Source organism: Pyrinomonas methylaliphatogenes (assembly GCF_000820845.2).
Classification (GTDB): domain Bacteria; phylum Acidobacteriota; class Blastocatellia; order Pyrinomonadales; family Pyrinomonadaceae; genus Pyrinomonas; species Pyrinomonas methylaliphatogenes.
The window spans coordinates 24,847-43,901 of sequence record NZ_CBXV010000009.1 but is presented as its reverse complement, the minus strand read 5'-3'; the positions used below and the strand labels follow the sequence as shown (position 1 = coordinate 43,901).

The 19,055-nt window shown below is 58.3% G+C and carries 15 protein-coding genes; 7 read left to right on the top strand and 8 right to left on the bottom strand.

The genetic code is table 11. The features are described 5' to 3' along the window. Nucleotides 1-42 precede the first annotated feature (42 nt). The 8 genes from cmr6 to cas6 form a co-directional block, all read right to left on the bottom strand. Nucleotides 43-813 carry a type III-B CRISPR module RAMP protein Cmr6 gene (cmr6, locus tag PYK22_RS15970; RefSeq protein WP_060635805.1) on the bottom strand — a complete coding sequence of 257 codons (771 nt, stop codon included), beginning with the start codon at nucleotides 811-813 and terminating at the stop codon, nucleotides 43-45. A 67-nt stretch (nucleotides 814-880) separates the two neighbouring features. Continuing rightward, nucleotides 881-1,315 (bottom strand): type III-B CRISPR module-associated protein Cmr5, encoded by a 435-nt coding sequence (gene cmr5 / locus PYK22_RS15965; RefSeq protein WP_041979407.1) that lies wholly within the window; start codon nucleotides 1,313-1,315, stop codon nucleotides 881-883. Next, nucleotides 1,312-2,313: a type III-B CRISPR module RAMP protein Cmr4 gene (cmr4, locus tag PYK22_RS15960; RefSeq protein WP_041979404.1), complete on the bottom strand. Its 1,002-nt coding sequence runs from the start codon at nucleotides 2,311-2,313 to the stop codon at nucleotides 1,312-1,314. Before cmr4 ends, cmr5 begins: the two co-directional genes overlap by 4 nt. An 11-nt stretch (nucleotides 2,314-2,324) precedes the next feature. After that, a complete protein-coding gene (gene cmr3 / locus PYK22_RS15955) occupies nucleotides 2,325-3,461 on the bottom strand; it encodes a type III-B CRISPR module-associated protein Cmr3 (RefSeq protein ID WP_041979403.1) in 1,137 nt (378 codons plus the stop codon). Next, nucleotides 3,458-6,358, bottom strand: a complete 2,901-nt coding sequence (gene cas10 / locus PYK22_RS15950; protein ID WP_041979401.1) for a type III-B CRISPR-associated protein Cas10/Cmr2 — start codon at nucleotides 6,356-6,358, stop codon at nucleotides 3,458-3,460. The genes cmr3 and cas10 overlap by 4 nt, the downstream gene beginning before the upstream one ends. Then, nucleotides 6,352-7,581 (bottom strand): type III-B CRISPR module RAMP protein Cmr1, encoded by a 1,230-nt coding sequence (gene cmr1 / locus PYK22_RS15945; RefSeq protein WP_157770936.1) that lies wholly within the window; start codon nucleotides 7,579-7,581, stop codon nucleotides 6,352-6,354. Before cmr1 ends, cas10 begins: the two co-directional genes overlap by 7 nt. Continuing rightward, on the bottom strand, nucleotides 7,556-7,795 hold the full coding sequence (locus PYK22_RS17820) for a hypothetical protein (protein WP_162199874.1): 240 nt from the start codon (nucleotides 7,793-7,795) through the stop codon (nucleotides 7,556-7,558). Before PYK22_RS17820 ends, cmr1 begins: the two co-directional genes overlap by 26 nt. A 727-nt stretch (nucleotides 7,796-8,522) precedes the next feature. Continuing rightward, a complete protein-coding gene (gene cas6 / locus PYK22_RS15935) occupies nucleotides 8,523-9,284 on the bottom strand; it encodes a CRISPR-associated endoribonuclease Cas6 (protein WP_041979396.1) in 762 nt (253 codons plus the stop codon). 874 nt (nucleotides 9,285-10,158) lie between these two features. Here cas6 and PYK22_RS15930 point away from each other — a divergent pair. From PYK22_RS15930 to thrC, 7 genes are all read left to right on the top strand, one after another. Next, nucleotides 10,159-11,013 carry an aldolase/citrate lyase family protein gene (locus PYK22_RS15930; protein WP_083437945.1) on the top strand — a complete coding sequence of 285 codons (855 nt, stop codon included), beginning with the start codon at nucleotides 10,159-10,161 and terminating at the stop codon, nucleotides 11,011-11,013. 173 nt (nucleotides 11,014-11,186) lie between these two features. Beyond that, nucleotides 11,187-12,149, top strand: a complete 963-nt coding sequence (locus tag PYK22_RS15925; protein WP_041979393.1) for an NAD-dependent epimerase/dehydratase family protein — start codon at nucleotides 11,187-11,189, stop codon at nucleotides 12,147-12,149. After that, entirely contained in the window at nucleotides 12,133-12,984 is an 852-nt protein-coding gene (locus tag PYK22_RS15920; RefSeq protein ID WP_060635803.1) for a glycosyltransferase family 2 protein, read from the top strand. Before PYK22_RS15925 ends, PYK22_RS15920 begins: the two co-directional genes overlap by 17 nt. Continuing rightward, nucleotides 12,981-13,736, top strand: coding sequence for a class I SAM-dependent methyltransferase (locus PYK22_RS15915; protein WP_041979391.1), 756 nt, complete (start codon nucleotides 12,981-12,983; stop codon nucleotides 13,734-13,736). The genes PYK22_RS15920 and PYK22_RS15915 overlap by 4 nt, the downstream gene beginning before the upstream one ends. 115 nt (nucleotides 13,737-13,851) lie before the next feature. Further along, nucleotides 13,852-15,543, top strand: a complete 1,692-nt coding sequence (locus tag PYK22_RS17080; protein ID WP_060635801.1) for a hypothetical protein — start codon at nucleotides 13,852-13,854, stop codon at nucleotides 15,541-15,543. A 523-nt stretch (nucleotides 15,544-16,066) separates the two neighbouring features. After that, nucleotides 16,067-17,527: an aspartate kinase gene (locus tag PYK22_RS15900; protein WP_041979448.1), complete on the top strand. Its 1,461-nt coding sequence runs from the start codon at nucleotides 16,067-16,069 to the stop codon at nucleotides 17,525-17,527. A 184-nt stretch (nucleotides 17,528-17,711) separates the two neighbouring features. Further along, complete coding sequence (thrC, locus tag PYK22_RS15890; protein WP_083437944.1) at nucleotides 17,712-19,055, top strand: threonine synthase; 1,344 nt, start codon at nucleotides 17,712-17,714, stop codon at nucleotides 19,053-19,055.

Sequence of the window (19,055 nt, the reverse complement as noted above, 5' to 3'; positions counted from 1 at the left end):
TGGACATCCGGCTCGTGGGTCTCAAGGGCCTCCTGCGTCTGGTCACCACCTCTCCCACAGGCCATAACCGGCCACAGTTTTTGCTCCGATGCCTATCTCCGTCAGGGCCTCTATAAGCCACTCGCGGGCCCTTTCCGCCAGGTGCTTCTCCCGCGAAGCCACCGCAAAGAGAAACTCGCTCCCCGGGCCAATGGTAAGGAAAAAGACAGGCACAGGGTTGTGGTAGTCTGCTGGCGGTGCTACACCTTGGTAGTAGGGAGCATAGTGCGGGTTCATCACGTCGAGCTCCAGGGTCAGATTCGCCGGATTGGCCGGAATGGCGTCAAAGAAGATGACTTTGCCGGCTTGAGACTCGGGAGGACTCTTGCCAAAGATGTCAACAAAAACGGGATCGCTTTCGTTTTTGCCCTCTTTGGTCACGCCCTTGAGCGCGCTGCCCGGAATGATGGGGAAGCCGTAGATCCGGTGCAGGCGAATGCTGGTCTCTAAGACGCTTTCAGCTCCCAGGCCCACGATGACGCGGCTGGCGGCACGGAGGGTGAACTTTTGCACGATGTAGTTCTGCGTCCTCAAGGCGTCTAGCATGCGGTCCCACCGGTTTCTATAAGCTGAAAGCAACTGACAAAGCTCTGGAAAATTGAAAGACCTGGGAATCCGCTGGCGCTTGTCCGAGGCTTCTGCGCGCTTGAGCTCTCCACGTCGTTCCTCCCATTCGGTGAAATGATCCAGCCACAAACCCGGATTGAGGCAGGTTTGAAGGCCGACGGCCTGATGTGCCACTTCCTCCAGCGGTAGGGGAAAATGCCGGGCCATCTTCTCAGACGAACCCGGGTGTTCTGGGCTTCGTGGTTCCCTGCGAGGATGACGAGGTCCTGGCATGTTACTCCTCCTCCGTTGGCAGTTCAGCTTCGGCGAAGCGTTTGAGCCAATTCAGAAAGGCCAATGCCTCCTTCGTTGCCCGCCGGTAGGCGACGCTGTCGTTCGCAAGCACCCACTGAAGCAGGTCCTGATTGCCGGTGCCTGTACCGGGCGCTACCTGCTCAAGAACCCAGTTCGAGAGGTGGGTAAAAAGAAGGTCGTGGGCTTTTGCCTCCACACTGCGTTTGTTCTCTGGCTCATGTCGTTTCGCTTTGGACAAGAGGAACGCCAACGTCTGCCCCAGGCCGTTCGTGAGGACCAGCATCGGGACTTTGCGAGCCAGGGAGCCGTATTTTTTCTTGAAGTCCTGGGGTTGGTTCGTGACCTCCTGAACACAAACCCACGCCCGCTGGGCTCGCTCCTGTTCCAGGGTTTTTTGCAGGGACTTCGCGCTCATGGCTGACCTCCCCTTTGAGCCGCACTGGCTGTCTGAGCTCGGGCTTGTCCTTCTACGAAGCGCACTTTTACGATGCCTCGCCCGACGGTGGCATCGCCGCCCAACTGAAGGCGCTTGCCATCTACAGCTTGCTTTACGAATTCCAGAATCTTCCCAGCTCGGTCATTTGCCTGTTTCCAATCGTCGGGCAACTCCTCGTCTTTCACTCGAGGCTTGCTCGCAAAGAGTGTGGCATACAGGAGCGTTTCGGAGGGCAGATGTTCCTCGGTCCAAAGACCGCCTCGCTCCACGGTCTTTTTGGTGTCGTCAATCCGCACCCGGGCGATGACCTCCGTAGAGAACTGAACGAAGTACTGAAAGTCATTGTCGGGCAGGATGACGAGCCGTTTTTCCAGCGTGTCTCGCCAGTAGGCGTATTCGCTATCGCTGGGCAATGCGTTTTCCTTGAGCCATTTTGCGATGTCCTCCACCCTACTATCCGTTTGCGCCGTAAAGGCAAACTCCTCCAGCACGATCTTTCCATTCGCTACCAGCAAGTTGCCCTGAATCAAAGCTGTGCTATCGTTGGGCGGGCCAGGCGGATCCCAGTCCACTGAGAGTCCTGCCATCATAGCCTCCCGCTTGAAGCGGGCCAGGACGTTCTGGCTCGTGACCCAGGCAAAGACACCCATTAGCGATCGCACCGGAAAGAGCAGGATGCGGGCGTCACCCACCGAAAGGGCCCCGGCGTGATCGGATGCGCGCTGCGTGTCGGGGCCGAAAACGATCTCCACCTTCTGACAGTTACTATCCGCCACATCCCGCAGGCAGCCTTTGAGCCCGGAAGCCTGGATCATGACATCCCGCAGGCAGCCTTTGAGCCCGGAAGCCTGGATCATGGGATAGCCCGTGGTGCGCTCTCGCTGGATGGGCAGGTCCACGACACCCAGGCTCGTGCCGCTCCCTGCGTGGAGCAGGGTTTCGGTATACAGGAAAAGCATCCCTGCGCAGTCAAACATAGCAACCTCCTTTATGCATAGTTCCACTCGCCGATAACACAGGTACCAAAGCCGATCTGGCCGTAGTCCCCCTCCCCGGAAGGGGTTTCTGTGAAGGGCTGCCCAGCCCAGGAAGCCGTGCCGTCGTGCTCAAAGAAATACACGCTTCCGGCGGGCACAAACCGGCGCATGGGCTTTTGGAAAGCCCCTTTCCGCCGTTGGTCGTCCACATACGCTCCGCCGATCGGCTGGTAGCGGGGGATGATGGCCGAAACCAGCCGCACGGAGCCGTTAAAGAACTGTCCCCAGTTTCCGCCCTGCGGCTGCCAACCATCGGAAAACCACGCAGGGGTCAAGAGCACCACCTTGAAGCGTTCCGGCAAGGGGTTTGGTGGACTCGGGAGCGAGCTCACTGCCGAAGGTTGTATCGTGTAATAGGCCGCACGGGCCTCTCCGCCCAGCTGGAGGAAGCCCGTGTCCCCTCCCAGGTGGCTCGGGGAAATGCCCTCTACCTCTACCCAGAAGGCCACCCCTTCTTTGAGTCGGAGGAATTCGGCCAGATACAAGAACGATTCCCGCACCGTGCGTTGCGCTCGCTCCAGCGCGATCCCGAACCGATGCTCCCGCTCGACGAAGCAGGATTCTTCTAACACCTCCTGAGGAGCATTTCCCGCAAGGTAACGGCGCAGATCTTCCTCGCTGATCCAACCCTGTGCGTCTTCTATATGCTCGGTCGTGCGAAGCCACGGCGTGAACAGGTTATCAGGGAGATTCGACTGCCAGAACGAGTGTTGAGGCTGTTGCAAGGGTTTGAGAAGTATGTAGGAACCCTTTAGGCGCTTCACATCTGCCGGTACCGGAAAGTAGCGCACCCACTGGTCGTTTTTCCGCCGTGCCAGGAAAAGTCCTCGCAAGCGAAGTTGCCCGTAGCCTCCCTGAGGAGTGCCGATCAGGTTATGCAGTTGCTGGGCCGCTGGGATCGTCCCTTGGGCATAGTCTGCCGGGCTGACGCCGCTGGAAAAGAGCACCCGAGCCCGGATGGCCCCCTGGATCGTGAAGGGCGTCGGAGGGAAGAGGCTCCGGGCTCGTATATCCGTGCCCGCCGAGAAGGGCTTCCCATCCCGGAAAAGAAGGACATCATGGGGCTGTATGACCAAAGCGAAGCTCATACTTCTCCTCCCCGGGCAATGAAGCTACATGCCAGAAGCCAGCGGCTCATTTCGCTGAAACCTACAAGAGACCTTTCGGGTTCGCATGGATCAGGCCGAGGCTTTCCCATCGCCTGGGCCCAATCTACGAGCTTCTTCGAGAGATCTTCTGCCTGAGCCTCTTTCTCCTCCCGTGAGAGTTTCTGGCCTGCCTGTCGCTTGAGCAGGCGTTTGAGCTCGGCGCGCTGGGCTTGGGCAGGGAGCTCCTCCAACGCTGCTACCTCCGCATGGACCGTATAGGCCCACTTACCGCTGATTTTGTCTTTCTGTAGGCGCTCTGTCACATCTATCAGAAGCACCACAACGTCTGACGTGCCGTCATAGCTCCATTTCGTGCCCACCGTTATGGTCTCGCCGGAGCGCTTGAGGACTTCCACGGCCAGGGCGTTGCGGCCGTATCGGTGCTTAGCGGTATGCTCGGCACGGCGCACAGCCTGCAACACCATGTCCAACGGCTGGAGATGATGGGCAAAGACCAGCCCGATGGACGCTGTCGCCTCCGGTCCCATGGTGAGAAAGACATCATCTCCCCACTCTACATAACCAGTGACGGGGTTCCCCAGGCACACCTGAAGATCACCATTCTCAAAACGGATATGCCCGCTGAAGGCGGCCCGCAGTTCCCGGGCTACAGCCAGCGCCTCTTCCAGCGGTACCAGGGCCAGCACGTCGTCCCCGCCGGCGTAGATGAGGCGGCCCGGATGGCGTTCTTCTACGATATGGGGCACAAGCTGGAGGGCGAAGCGCCCCAGCGCCTGCGAGATAGAAGCATGCACAGCGGGCGTAATCACACGCTTGCTCGCTGCGAGACCTTGCCAGTTCGGCGCGTTTGCAAGCTGATTACGAACCGACGGATGCCAGGTATCGCCGAACGTGGCCAATCCTTCATGGGTGCCGCTGAGCCAGCGCCCCATGTGGTCGCCGTCCATGTACAAAACGGCATAATACTTGGACGGCCTGGCATCCACCACCTGATAAAGGTTGCGAAGGGCTTCACGAGCCTCTCTAATGTCGTCCTCACGAACCCCCGGCCAGATCTCTTCGAGGTGCTCCCGGGTCCAAGATTCAAGATGGAGCCATTCCCCATCTATTTCCAGTAGTTTTTCTGCTAGTTCCTTTTCCGGTAGTTTTTCTGCCAGTTCTTTTTCCCCGGTAGCCGGACTTGGTATTAGCTTTTCCAGATACGGTACAGCTCCCCGGGCTACGGTCTTCAGGCGAGGATGGGCGATGTCGAGGAAACGCTTCAGAGCTTGACGAACCTCCAGCTTCCCTTCTTTCAAAGCATCGAGCACCCGCTTTTTAAAAGAAACGGCGGCGATTTCGCTAATCGAGGGGAAGCCGCCTCGAAGTCCGAACTCCTGCTCCAGCACCTCTCGCTGAATGAAGCGTTTGACCGTGCAGACGGCACAGAGTCGCTCTTTGCCGTGAGGCTTTATCTCATAGCGATTCTGATTCCGCAGATTTTCGGCTACTCGTGCCCAGAAGTCACGACTATCCAGGTTACTGGAGTGCAAAGCGGCCCGTTGACCGCACTGGGTGCACTTGTCACCCGTTTCCTCTGCCTGCCCGAAATTCCGCAGGTTTTTTCGGGCGTTGAAGGCTCGGTCGGCCAGGTCGTAAAAAAGGCTATACACGGTGCCCCAGTTGGGGTCATATTGACCGCTCTGTTTCACCGTCTCGTAGATCCGCTGGAATTCCCAATCCTGCGGAGGCGCGCAAAGCTTTTCATAAATCGCCTTTCCTTCGTCAGCCTGTCGTAGGCTATCAGACTGGTTAGCCCCCGGCCAGGAGAAGACTACCCAGTACACTTCCAAGAGGCTCTCGATCTGGCTCTGCCATAGCCGGTCAGTCTCCTGGTCAGCCGGAAGAATGCTGGACTTTTTGAGCGCGTCGTAGACTTTTTGCACCAGGCGTTCCCATTCGCTCCGGACGGCCCGTTCAGCCTTTCGGGCCCAACTTTCTGCTTCACTGGCGGGCAGGAGAGCCAGGAAACGATTCGGGAAGGTGGGACGGCTGAGGTCTTCCGGCATGGGCTGACAGGGCAGCCCATAGTCTTTATGCAGCCAACGATCGCACAGGGGCTGTCCTCGAAGCGAAGGGAAGACGATTACATCCGGTCCGAATTCGTTGGCCAGGCTTTCCATGGCCTTCCAGGAGAGGTAGGACAAAATCCAGCTCCCCATCCAGAGGTCCTGAGTGCGCCGGGCCGCCGCAATGAACTCCTGAACCGGGCCGATGGAGAAAACCAGGAACGCCGGATTCGGCAGGGCGTCTGCAATCGCCGCCGAAATCGAGAGATGCTGTTCTAACGGATGATCGGGCTGGCGGGTATCGGCCGGAAGAAGGCGTACCCAGCTTTTAAGGCTCGTTCGCCGGGCAAGCTCCTCATACAAAAGCCGCCAGATGCGGAAGTAGAGGTACTTATCCTTATCACCTTGCGTGGTTAGTTGCTGGACCCAGGGCTGGAGGATGTGCTGACCGGCGGCTGTCTGTACCTCATTGTCCAGGTTCTGAAGGTTGCGAGAGGGTAAGCGCACGGGCTGAGACTGCGCCTCTGCCGCAAGAGGATGGGTCAGTTTGGGCCCGACCTGATCCCCCTGATCCCAGTATGCAGTAGTCCCTCCAGGAAAGTTCACCCGGTCCGCCGCCGAAGCAATGTGGTCGGCTTTCGTCGCTCGCTTTTTTTCAGTCGCTCGCTCTCTTTTTTCATCTTCTGTCGCAGGGTGTCCCAAAGCGATACATTGTAGCTCCTCCGCCAGCTTATCGTGGGGCGTGTGGGGTGCCGACCGTAAGACCAGAGCCTTCCCCGGCGGGTCGTGGAGAAAGGCAATGATTTTGAGGGTCCAGCGGGTTAACATAGTTTGACCTCCAAGCAAGGAGCAATATTCTGGATATCCTGGATGAAGGCATTGATTAGGGAGAGATCGGGAGCATCCACAAAAGCTTCAGGGCCTTGCCGTTTCAACTTTAGTCTCTCCCCATCTTCCAACAGTTTTGCTTCGAAAAGGGTTAGCACTAAAGCATATTTACCATTCATCAAACGAGTTACCCGGATAAAAAGAGGCGAAGCTCGACGATCATGCTCGCGTGCTTCTAAAATCCCGGTGGCTGCCGCACGAGCTCGTTGTTCATTCATTCCTTGCTGCTGGTATTGGTTGTAAAGGGACCGGAAGAAGAACACGATCGGGAGTCCGAATGCCGCCCGTTGAACTGGTTGGATTAAAGGTTTTCCTTGAACAGCATTCTTTACATTTTGGTAATCCGGTGGATGCCGATTGCGAAATCGTTGCATCTGTTGCCCAATCGAATCCAGCGTATCTTTCCAAGATCCAAAGGCCTTTTCCACCACCCATATCTTGCACGCACCTGGGTGGAGCACATCAAAAGCAGATGGTGGGGTAATGTTTGCGCTCGTCCCCGTTATCCTCATTAGGATTTCCCTTAACTGTTTCAGGCCCTGTTGCAACTCTTTTTGAAGTCCCTTAGGCGTGTCAGATTGCACTTCCAGAGGAGGAAATCCAGAGAGCGAGTTAGTAGCCTCGATAATCTTTGTCACTTGGAGACCTCCAGCACCCCTCCGAGATCGAGCTCCGATGCCGCCCAGATGTGTCAACAGCCATAGAGCCGCATAGGCTTTCTCAAAAGCATGATCAGTCTTTGCCCCCGGCCTTAACAGGAGTTTAAGTTCAAAAGACGTCCCCGCCTGAATCGCATATCGCTCGGGTTCGGTACGAGTCCCTCTTGCCGCAAAGAACAAGTAAGCAATACCTGGTTTGCCATAATTGCGCGTTTGGTTGTCCCATTCGGCCAATTGCGAGAACGGCACGGTTCTAAGCGCATAATGGTGGTGAACCTGCACCACCACCGGGGAGGCGCTGTCGGTGCTTCCAAAGACGGCAGATTCTGCTTCGCGCAGGGCATCGAGGCTCCCATCCCCGATCACGCCGCCCAAGAGGGCCCGGAGCCAGAAACGCAGGGCGCCCCGGACGGAAGCGGCCCGCAGTTCCGGCATACCACGGGGATCGGCACCGCCCAGAAATAGAGGGGTCACAGTCTCAAGGTTCAACACCATTTCTTGCATGTATAACCTCCTGAACATGCCACCCTGCACACATCCACCACCGTCCTCCCGTGCCGGAGGAACCCCTCGGCAAAAGAGCCAACCCATCCGTCAGCGCCAAGTGGTCGTAGAGGGATACCCAGGGAATGCGCGTATCGGCCAAGAGGTAGTCCTTCAGGCAGAGCTGCTCGCCAAAATCGTTTTTGAATGCTTCAACGAGATTCTTGAAGGTCATCATAGCCCTCTCAGATAGAAATGATTTCGGCCAAGATGCAGAGAGCCAACAGGGGCAGGCCGTCTTCGATGACTTGACTTCCCCAGCCGTCTGGTCAGGACGTGGAACTTATCAGGCTCCAGAGTCCCGCCCCAGCTCCCGCAGGGCCAGCCGCTCTAGGAGCTCAGGGAAGTTCCTCGTCCCCAGCCAAAACAGCAATTCGTCATTTCGAGACGGATGACACCACCGATGCTCCCAGTTTATCCTCCGATCTATTCACCAACTGGCCCGAGACCCGCCAGGACTATCCCACTAGCACTCAAGGCTTCCTTAGAAGTGCCGGATCTCTGCCTGCTGATCACTGCTACTGACCGTAAGTCCCGCGTACTCGGCCGGTTGACGGGCCATGAACTCAACCACGGCGAACTTGTTCCTAGGGCATATCCTCCTCCGCACAAATACGTATTCATGGCGTAGATCTAAAGCAGCGTTTTACCCGCATCCACGGAGCACTAAATGCGCCCACTACGCTCGATGCGCAGGAGCGCCTCAGGGATAGTCCGATGCGGCCAGAATCTCGTAAATCTTCGCCGTCAACGCTGAGCGGTAGTCCCACTTCAGCCTCTCTCGATCGGCCTCGAAGCGCCGAGAGTTTTTCAGACGGTCGAGGAAGTGCCGCGAGCTTCAGACTCTCTCGATCGACTTCGAAGAGCATTCTCAACCGCATCGCTATCCTCGCGCAATCGAATCACTCTCTCCAAATCGTCGCACGCTCTAACACACCTACCATCCCGAAGCCTTGTGCATTACGTTCGCCAAAGCCAGCTTCGTAGCCGATGCGTAATAGATCCTGAGGCCCTTCGGCGATGAAACGCATCAACCAGCCACGCACCTGTGTGCCGTTGACTGAAAGCAACTTCGACCTCGGCTCGTCGAGCAAAGAGAATTTCACCTCGCCCGCGCTGGATGTGCCATGAAGTGAGGCGAATTTCCGCCGCAAGTTTTCGTTGAGCACTCTTCCGAAATCGGGCTCTTCAGGCGAAAGGAACCTCTTACCGAATCTGCCCGCTTCGTCACGCTCGCCAGTCGAAGCGCAAATTGGAGAGAGCGTCGTAAAGATCATGCGTTCGCCAAACGCCGGTTCGGGCACGACGCAAACGTTCTCGACGCGAAGAGGGTTCTGGCCCAATCTGACGTCCGGCCCCACTAGCAGGCCGAGCGCAACGGCTTCGATCAGTTTGCTCACGGGCGAAGAAACGCTCCAACTCAAAGCCCCCTTGATGCGCAATCCATCGCGCGATGGCTCATACGCTGTCGGCTGAAGCAGCGAGAAGGTGATCAGCTTGTACTTCTTGTTCTCGGCAGAAAAACCGACGTCATGCACGAACTGCGCAACCTGGGGGATTCCCAATCTCAGAGCGTGATAGAGCAGCCCTCGCAACCAATCAGCGTAGGACCAGGGAAGGAATAGCTCTTTGTCTACCGGGATCAGATCTACCTTGATCCGCATCGCTAGGCCCCTTCCTCCCTTGATCGACTCTCCTCCGCAAGGCGAGCGAGAACGACTCGAATTCGTGGTCACATGCTAGCCTTCGCCCCTTGATCATCTCTCTTCAGCAAGGCGAATTCCACACTTTGGACCGCATCATAGACGCTCTCATCGCCTCTCATGATCTGAGCAAAGCCCATCTCTTCCGGATCCACCGAGTCCACGTCTACGCTGCTCATCGCCTCTCATGATCTGAGCAAGAGCCGCGCGCCGCAAATGTAAGGCGATGAAGACTCAAATCATCTGCTACGACTGCGCCCGATCGCGCAAAATAGCAGATCTATGAGTCTCCGGCTTGGACCAGCTAGATCTAAACTCGTGAACCTTCCAGTAACCTCACCTCAAATCCCCCCAATTCAGCCTGCAAAGAGCCGTGAGGCTGTCTTAACTTAGGACCAGCACGGAAGTTATCCCGCTGAAAGCGCCTGACCTACAATCGCTTTACACGGCGGGACGAGTTCTGCTTCGATGATCCGACGACCGTTCGGTGAAGCTCTGATCCAGCGCCGGACCTTTCCCCGCGAAGCTCGTCGTCAAACCGAGATGACAAGGCGAACTGAGGATACGACCAAGCGCTTATCCTGCGCGATGAATGCGCCAACGGCTGATAAGGTGGACCGATCCCAGAATCGCGTCCAATCATCTCCGTTTGCGGCTGAGTTAGCATAGCACAAAACCCGCCGGCCCGGTAGAGTTTTTTTCGGGGCTAGCGAGCCTGCTCCCTCTATCCCGCGAGGCCGCAATCTTCGGAGAGGTTGGCAAGATAGAAGGTGATGGTCTATTCTTTTTCAAACCGGAAATCATACCTCCTTTCCTCGCCACCACGAGTTAAATCATGTTCTGTCGGGACTCTGAGAGCTTCGCTCTATTTCTATTTTCGACCGATCCGCGCTTGATCCAGACCGCGACCCAAAGCGGCGTCGGCGGCGTCGTGGTTGATTGGGAGAGTATCGGAAAAGCCGAGAGACAAGTTGGATTTGACACTCAGATCAATCACGACACGGTTGAGGATCTAGCGCGCGTGCGCGCGGCGACGCGAGCGCGCGTGCTCTGCCGACTCAATGCCTTCGGACCGACGACGCAAGCGGAGATCGAAGCGGCGATCGACAACGGGGCCGATGAACTGCTGCTCCCGATGGTCAGATCAGCCAACGAGGTCGAAACGGTCCTGGCCTGGGTCAACGGACGGTGCGATCTCGGGATCTTGATCGAAACAGAAGCTGCGGTTGAGCGAAGCGGAGAGCTGGCGCGTCTTCCGATCAGTCGCGTGTACGTCGGGCTGCACGACCTAGCCATCGAACGTAAAACAGCTAATCCTTTCCAGGCCATCGCCGATGGGACGGTAGAGAGGTTGCGGGCCGCATTTGAGGTCCCTTTCGGATTCGCTGGACTGACTCTGCCCGATCGCGGTTTTCCCATCCCATGTCGGTTGCTGATGGCGGAGATGGCGCGGTTACGCTGCGATTTTACGTTCTTGCGCCGTTCTTTTCATCGCGATACGTTTAATCTCGATCTCCGATATGCAATAGCGCGCATACGGCGAGCGATGCGAGAGGCCTTCGCGCGATCGACCGCAGAACTCGAAGTTGAGCATCGAAGATTGCTGGAAGCGATCGCTACGGCTGACGGATATTTTCGCGCGCGATGCGAGATGAATCGAACCGATGCCGTTCAAGCGGCAAGCCAGTAAACAGGGTTGCTGATGACGCGGGGGCGAGATTACGAGGAGCAAACCGAGTCGAAAACCCGAAATTCTTTCGTCGGGAAGAGAGCGCGACTGGGAGACGACGAGGAGCAAACCGGTTAAGCCATATGATGGGCGTGAGCAACGTTGCGGATGGATTTTCGGATCGAGGTTGACGGATGATCAACTGGGCTGAGGTTTCGACCTTGATCACCGGCGGTGCCGGTTTCATCGGGGCCAACATCGTGCGCAGACTTGCGCTTTCCGGCGCACGATTGCACCTTATAGTCCGCCCACAAACCGACCTTTGGCGCCTTTCGGATGTGCGCGATCGAGTGACCGTGCATAAGGTCGATCTGTTAGACGGCGAAGGCTTGCGGCGAATGGTTCGCACGATTCGGCCAACCATCATCTTTCACCTCGCAATGCCAAGCGGCCATCCACGCACCGCGGCGGAGCGATTGGAATCGCTGCAAGTTGGGATTCTAGCCACAGCCCACCTCCTCGAAGCCGCGATGGAAATCGGCGCCCAACGCTTCATCCATTTCGGAAGTTCATTGGAATACGGCCGCTACGATCGCCCGATTAAAGAGGTGGACCACCTATCGCCAGTGACGGATCGCGGGATGGCGAAGGCGACCGCCAGCATGCTCGCTGAATTCTACGCGCGCCGGCACGGCATACCGGTCGTCATCTTGCGCCCTTTTTCGGTTTACGGGCCGTTCGAAAACCCAAATCGCTTCATTCCGACGTTGCTCCGCGCGGCCATGACCGGCGAAGAAGTTCGCCTGACCGCGCCTAGCTACAGACATGATTTCATCTTCGTCGAAGATGTCGTGGAAGCGAGTTTGCGCGCGGCGGAGTTGCAGGTCCAATCAGGGGAGGCTTTCAATTTAGGCACGGGAACGCAGTGGACCAATGAAGAGGTCGCCGCGCTCGTCGAACAGGTGACGGGGCGCGCGCTTCGCTTGCAGATCGGAGCGCGCCCGCCCAATCCGCCCGACACCTCATGTTGGGTTGCCGACATCGAAAAAGCTCGGCGCCTTTTGGGATGGGAACCGTTCCACGACCTGTCCTCAGGTCTGAAACTCACTTGGCGCTGGATGCAAGCTGAGCGTATCGTCGATGATCAACGAGCGTGAACTCCTCATCGATAAGAACGATGCGGCGGCGCGAGATCTGAGCGTCGTGATCCCGGTCTTTCGCAACGCATCGACGCTCCTCTCGCTGTATGAGCATCTGCACGGAGTGCTGAATGGGATCGGTCGAACTTGGGAGATCATCTTCGTCGATGACGCCTGTCCAGAGGGATCGAAAGAGATCCTGCAATCGCTAGCGGAGATGGACCAGCGGATCACAGCGATCGAATTATCGCGGAACGTCGGACAGGGTCGCGCTATTTGGATCGGGCTTCATGCGGCGCGCGGGCGTTATATCGTCGTGATGGATGCCGATCTGCAAGATCCGCCAGAAGCGATTCCGCGTTTATTGGAGGCATTGGAGAGAGAACGTGTCTCAGTGGTCTTCGCCGGACGGCGAGGGCGCTACGAATCGCTGAGCAGATTGGCCACATCGAAGATCTTCAAGTCGCTTCTAAGCCTTCTCTGCGGCACCCCTCCCGATGCAGGCAGTTTCCTTATCATGCGCCGCGAAGTGGTCGCAGCGATCCTCGATTTGGACACGCCCACCATCCACTTGCCAACCCTGATCGGTTGCCTCGGCTTCTCTTCCCGCTCGATCCCCATCATCCGCCGACCGCGCGAAGTAGGCGCTTCAGCTTACACTTTCGGCGCGCGCAAACAACTGGCGATTCGGGCTCTCGCTCTGGCCTGGCAACTCAAGAGAGACGCGGAGCGCTTTCGCCGCACACCGGAGACTGACGAGTGGTTACGAGAAGCGCGCCTCATCAGGCGAGAGAAAGCGCCATCGAACGCTCCGCCTGCAGATCCTGGAGCCATCGCTGGAGGTCTTCGATGATTGACAGGACAGCCGCTTCGGATGTCGAAAGAGATGAGCACATCGAACGACATAATCAATATCAAAGAGACTACTTTGGGCGACGAATAAAACGCACGATGCGGCCCGGGCCGAGCCGCCATCTCCAACGGCAGATCGAAGCCGCGATCTCTTTCGGCGATCTGCGGCCAGGAGAGCTCATCCTCGATGTGGGGTGCGGCATGGGCCGCCACGCTTTCCTGCTTGCCGAACGCGGATTTCGCGTAGAAGGGTTGGAGCTTTCGCCATTCCTCATCGAACGCTTGCGCCATTATGACGGCGGGCGCTACCAGATCACAGTACACTGTGGCGATATCCATCGCTGCCCGAAAGAGCTATATGGCCGCTACGACGCGCTCGTCGGGTTCTTTGTCCTTCACCACTTGGCCGATCTCGAACGAGCGTTTATGGAGATGGCGAAGCTCCTCCGCCCCGGCGGGCGCGTAATATTCATCGAACCTAATCCATACAATCCGCTCTACTATCTGCAAATCCTCATCACGCCGGGGATGTCTTGGCAAGCGGAGAAAGGGCTGTTGAAGATGAGAGCGGAAGTGATCTCTTCGGCGATGCGCAAGGCGAGATTGAAACTGACGGCGATCTCCCGTTACGGTTTCCTTCCGCCTTTTCTCGCTAACCGATCATGTGGGGCAAAGCTCGAAACCAGACTGGAGAGGGTTTCGCTCTGGCGAGGACTACTCCCATTTCAGATCTTCCGCGGCGATTTAGCCTGACGCAATCCCCAGCGGCCTTTCGTCGCTCTGTAACCTAAAGCAAAGCGGTGTCATGGCGAGCTTGTCACTAAAGTTGAAGAGCAGAAGCGAATCGAAGCGCCCTTCAACTTCAAGTATGTCGCGCGGCGAGACACCTGAAATCGGTTCGAAACGCCTCCTTAAGGCTGGAGCGATCCTGTCGCTCAGCTTCTACTTCACGATCGCCGCCGGGATCAATCGCGGCGATGAAGCATGGTTCCTTCAGGTGGCAAGCCGCGTAGCGCGCGGAGAGGTCCTCTATCGCGACATCTTCTACGGCGCCGGGCCGCTAGCGGTCTACGCAACCTTGCCTTTCATCCGTGTAATTGGCGTGGAAGTGGTGGCCGTCAAACTCGTCGTGGCCATCTCCTACACCCTCTCGCTCCTCTTCGGATTGCGCATCCTTCGATATTTGAAGGCGAGAAGGCGCGCTCGGCTCTCGTTCATCGGGCTAAATCTCCTGCTCGCTCCGCCTTCCGCAGTTACGCCCTACCAGACGCTGGCTAACGCATTCCTGATGGCCACTTTCGCCACGACCGTAGAGGCCTATCCGATCCCCGAAAAGCCAGGCCGATTCTATAAGGTCGCGGCGCTAATCGGTATCTGGTCGGGGCTCTGTTTCGTGACGAAGCAGAATATCGGCGTCTACGGTTTCGCTGCCGCCTGGACCAGCCTCGCTCTCGGCTGCTTTTTGATCGCTGATGTTCGCCCAAGCGGCAATCCCACAGCGCTGAGTATAGAGCGCGAAGACGGCGCGCATATACGAGCAGGTCGCTCCCGCGCCCTAGACTGCCGATCCGCGCGGCGAGATATTAGCCGCCCGACATTTCTCCGCGCCTTCGGTCTATCTCTCATCCTTCTCGCGCTAACCACTGCTCTCGCTCTTGTGCCAACCCTTCTTTCGGGCGGCTGGTCGAAGTTCCTAGAGTACGGATTCATCAACAAGACCACCTATCTGCGAACCGGCGTCCCATACGCTTCCGAACTGCTTCAAGCCATCGGCGCTGTTCGATCGCCGCGCCCACCCGGCCCGTCTTTTCAGTCGCCGCGTTTAGCATTGGAGATGATCTTCCGCGCCGTTCAACTTTCATCCTTCCTGCTCCCACTTCTGATCGTTCCGATCTGGCCTCTCGGATGGCGAAGATCGGACCGACGCTACTGGGTGGTTTTCGGTTGCTTCATGGCGGCAGCCCTCGCTGGCCTCTATCCGCGAGCCGACTATCGACACATGCTCAACGCGGTTCCGGCCCTGCTCGTCGGAGCAGTGTGGGCTTGGGAAGGTTGGACCGGACCGCGAAGCGCGTGGCGACACAAATTCGATAACCTCATCGCCTCCGCTGTGGCGGCGTCTCTCTCGCTCGCCATCGCGCTGCCGCTCTTCCAGCTCGTCAAAGGCTATCGCGTGCTCTCTCAACTGCCTCATTTCCGCGGTCCGCTGATCGAACCGGCATTGCAAGCGCATCTCCAATGGGAGACGGCCTTCCTACGCCGGTTGGGCACGGGTGAACGTCTTCTCCTTCTGACGCCGCATGCCGGCTTCTTCTATCTCACGACCGGACTTCGGAATTTGACGCCATATGACTATCCCTTAGTGACAGCCTTCGGACTACACGGCGAAGAGATGATCATCGAAGCTATCGAGCGAGGCGACATCGAGGTCGTCTGCGCGCAACTACAGATCGACGAAATGCGCGCCGCTAAGATCGAGGATTACGTGGTCCGCAATCTGGAACCGGTGGCGAGATTCGAGGAGTTCACTATCTACCGCCGCCCCCGAGCGATGAGGTGATGCGGTATCGGAAGCGGTCTTGAAAAGCACGCCGTCATAATGAGCCCTCGTTCGTGTCGTAGGAAGCGGTGGGCCAGTACGGCGCGCGAAAGATCGCTGGTGATAATGAGCCCTCGTTCGTGTCGTAGGCGAGTGATCGGGAACGTGCTCTTTACTGAAGCGCGCCGCCCGCGAACGATGAGGTGACGTGGTATGAGTCGTTCGGAAGACCAACCTGCCCGCCACGATAACTGGAGTTTATCAACTCATTAGCGCCGCTCCTCACAGCAGTTTCGCTCTCCGTATTGATCCTTGACACAAACGCCATCCTATGCGATATAACGCCTTTCTTCCTCTGTTCGTAGCGAGAGATTCCAATGATGCAGTACCGATTTTTCCGGATCTCCTTGACGATCGATCCCGCGCTACAGCCGTCGAAAAGACCAGGTCAGCAAAAAAGCGGCTCTTCAAAGCGCTTCGCGCCGCGACGAGAAGACCATCCACCGACACATTCCATTTTCATCTTCAGCTTAACTGTTGGACCATGAAACGAAACGTTCGCGTCATGAAGTTCGGCGGCACATCCGTCGGCGATGCGCAGTGTATCGAGCGCTCGGCGGAGATCATCGCCCGCGCCGCGCAAAGCTCCCCAGTCGTCGCCGTCGTCTCGGCCATGGGCGGCGTGACCAATCGGTTGATCGAAGCGGCGCAGAGGGCCGCTTCAGGGGAAGAGGCGATGGCTTGCGAGATGATCGCCTCCCTTCGCACACAACACGAGACGGCGCTTCAGGCACTGGTCGCGGATCCGGCAGAGCGCAGCGCAACGGGCGCGGAGATCGAGCGGATTTGCGCTCACGCCATGAACCTCTGTCGCGGGACGGCGCTTTTGCGCGAGTTGACGCCGCGCACGCTGGCAGCCATCTCCAGCACGGGCGAACTTCTGTCGGCCCGCTTGATGGCCGCGACGTTGCGCCGATTGGGCCTAAAGGCGCAGGCGGTCGATGCGACGGAATTGATCATCACGGACGATCAATATGAGCAGGCCGAGCCATTGATGGAGGAGACGCGCGAAGCTTCGCGCCGAAGGCTTTTCGCTCTGCTCGATGACGGTACGACGCCGGTCGTCACAGGATTCATCGGCGCGACGGCAACGGGCGTGTTGACAACTTTGGGGCGCGGCGGATCGGACTATTCGGCGACGATTCTCGGCGCGGCGCTCGACGCCGCCGAGATCATCATCTGGACCGATGTTGACGGGGTGATGACGGCTGATCCGCGCCTTGTGCCCGAAGCGCGCACGCTCGATGAGATCTCTTATGCCGAAGCCGCGGAGCTAGCTTACTTCGGCGCCAAAGTCCTTCACCCGAAGACGCTGCGCCCGATCACCGAAGCTGGCATCCCCGTCTGGATACGCAACAGTTTCGCGCCGGACCGTCGTGGCACGAAGATCACGTCTGCCGGACATCGCGCGCGCAACGGCGTGAAGGCGATCACGGCGATCGGCGACGTCAGCTTGATCACCGTCGGCGGACGCGGCATCGTCGGCGCGCCGGAAGCGGTCGCTAAGACTTTCGCGGCGACGGCCAGCGCGCGGGCCAACGTCCTGCTGATCTCGCAAGCCTCTTCGCAAAACGACATCTGCTTCGTCGTCCCCTCCAAAGAGGCCGGCAAGACGCTTGAAGCGCTGCGGCGCGCTTTCGCGCCCGACATACAACATCACCAGGTCGAACACATCACGGTCGATCACGAGGTCGCCATCGTCGCCGCCGTCGGCGAAGGGATGCGCGGCACGTTGGGAATCGCGGGACGCATCTTCAGCGCGCTCGGACGCGAAGGGATCAACATCATCGCCATCGCGCAAGGCTCTTCCGAATACAACATCTCGTTCGTCGTCGAAGCGAGCGCGATGAAGAAGGCCGTGGCGACGATCCACAAGGAGTTCGGTCTAGAGAGCGCGTCTGCGCCGCGAAGCGAAACGCATGAGCTTCAAGCTGAAAGGGCGTGATGTATTCATCATGCGCGATGGTGAAGCCCATTAACTTCGAATCGAAAGGGCGTGATGCTGGCATGCGCGATTCCGCTCCCAAGCGCGATCGCGCAATGAGGCTCGCCTCTCGCCAGCTAGATCGCCGAAGCGCGAGCGATAGATCGCAAACTGGAGCATTCAAAAGCGAGAACTCTTCGATCGAATGGAGATAAGCGACGCAGAGACAATTCAAGCCGCGCAGAGGTGCATCGAGCCGGATTGCGCACGCCTTTACGGTCTGCGCGATAAGTTGCTGGTTTGCCCGCACTGCGGCGGCTTATTGGAGATCGTCAAGCGCGTAAACCACGCTGCGCAGGAGCTGAAAGAGATGTGGCGCGCGCGCCGCGCGTCGAACGCGCCACGCGATCGCAGCGGCGTCTGGCGCTTTCGTGAACTTCTGCCGTTCGATGAAGACGCCCCAATCATCACTTTGACCGAAGGCAACACGCCGCTCTATGACGCGCCGCGCGCGGCGCGCTTCTGCGGTCTCGAACGGCTCGAGCTCAAACATCAAGGTTGCAATCCGACCGGATCGTTCAAAGATACGGGGATGACCGTCGCCATCACGCAAGCGGTCAGGCTCGGAGCGCGCACGGCGATCTGCGCGAGCACGGGCAACACGGCGGCGAGTTTGGCGGCCTACGCCGCGCGAGCGGGCCTCGGTTGCGCGATCCTCGTTCCCCGCGGGCAGATCAGCCTCGCCAAGCTGGCCCAGACGCTTGATTACGGCGCGCTCGTCTTCGAAGTGGAAGGCAATTTCGACGACTGCATGCGTCTGATTCAAGAACTGGCCGCTGAAGAGACCGTCTATGTCGTCAACTCCATCAATCCTTTCCGCCTCGAAGGGCAGAAGACGGTCGCCATCGAACTGCTCGAGCAGTTGGACTGGCAAGTGCCGGATCACGTAGTCCTTCCCGGAGGGAACTTAGGGAACAGTTCGGCGCTCGGCAAAGGCTTCTTCGAGTTGCTCGCCCTTGGGCTCATCGCGCGCGTGCCGCGCATCAGCGTCGTGCAGGCGGAAGGCGCTGCCCCGTTTGCGCGCCTTTTCGCCCGAAGTCAGACGGATGAGCGCGTTGAACTCGTCCCAATCGCCGCGCCGCAGACGCTAGCGACGGCGATCAAAATCGGCGCACCGGTCTCCTGGAAGAAAGCGCTCGAGGTCGTTCGGCGGACGGGCGGGCAAGTCATCTCCGTCAGCGAACGCGAGATCGCAGAAGCGAAAGCGATCATCGGGCGCGATGGCATCGGATGCGAACCGGCTTCGGCTGCCGCCGTCGCCGGCATCAAGCGCCTAGTCGAAACGGGCTTCATCGCGCGCGCAAGCTCTGTGATCGCCGTTTTGACCGGCCACTTCCTGAAAGATTCCGACTATGCTATCAATTATCATCGCGGGACGCTGCGCGCGCCCGGCGATAAAGAGCTTGAAGGCGCGCATCGCAATCTTCCGATCCCAGTTCCGGCAAACAAGGCGGAGATCCTTGCGCGCTTAGATCATCAGACGAATTGA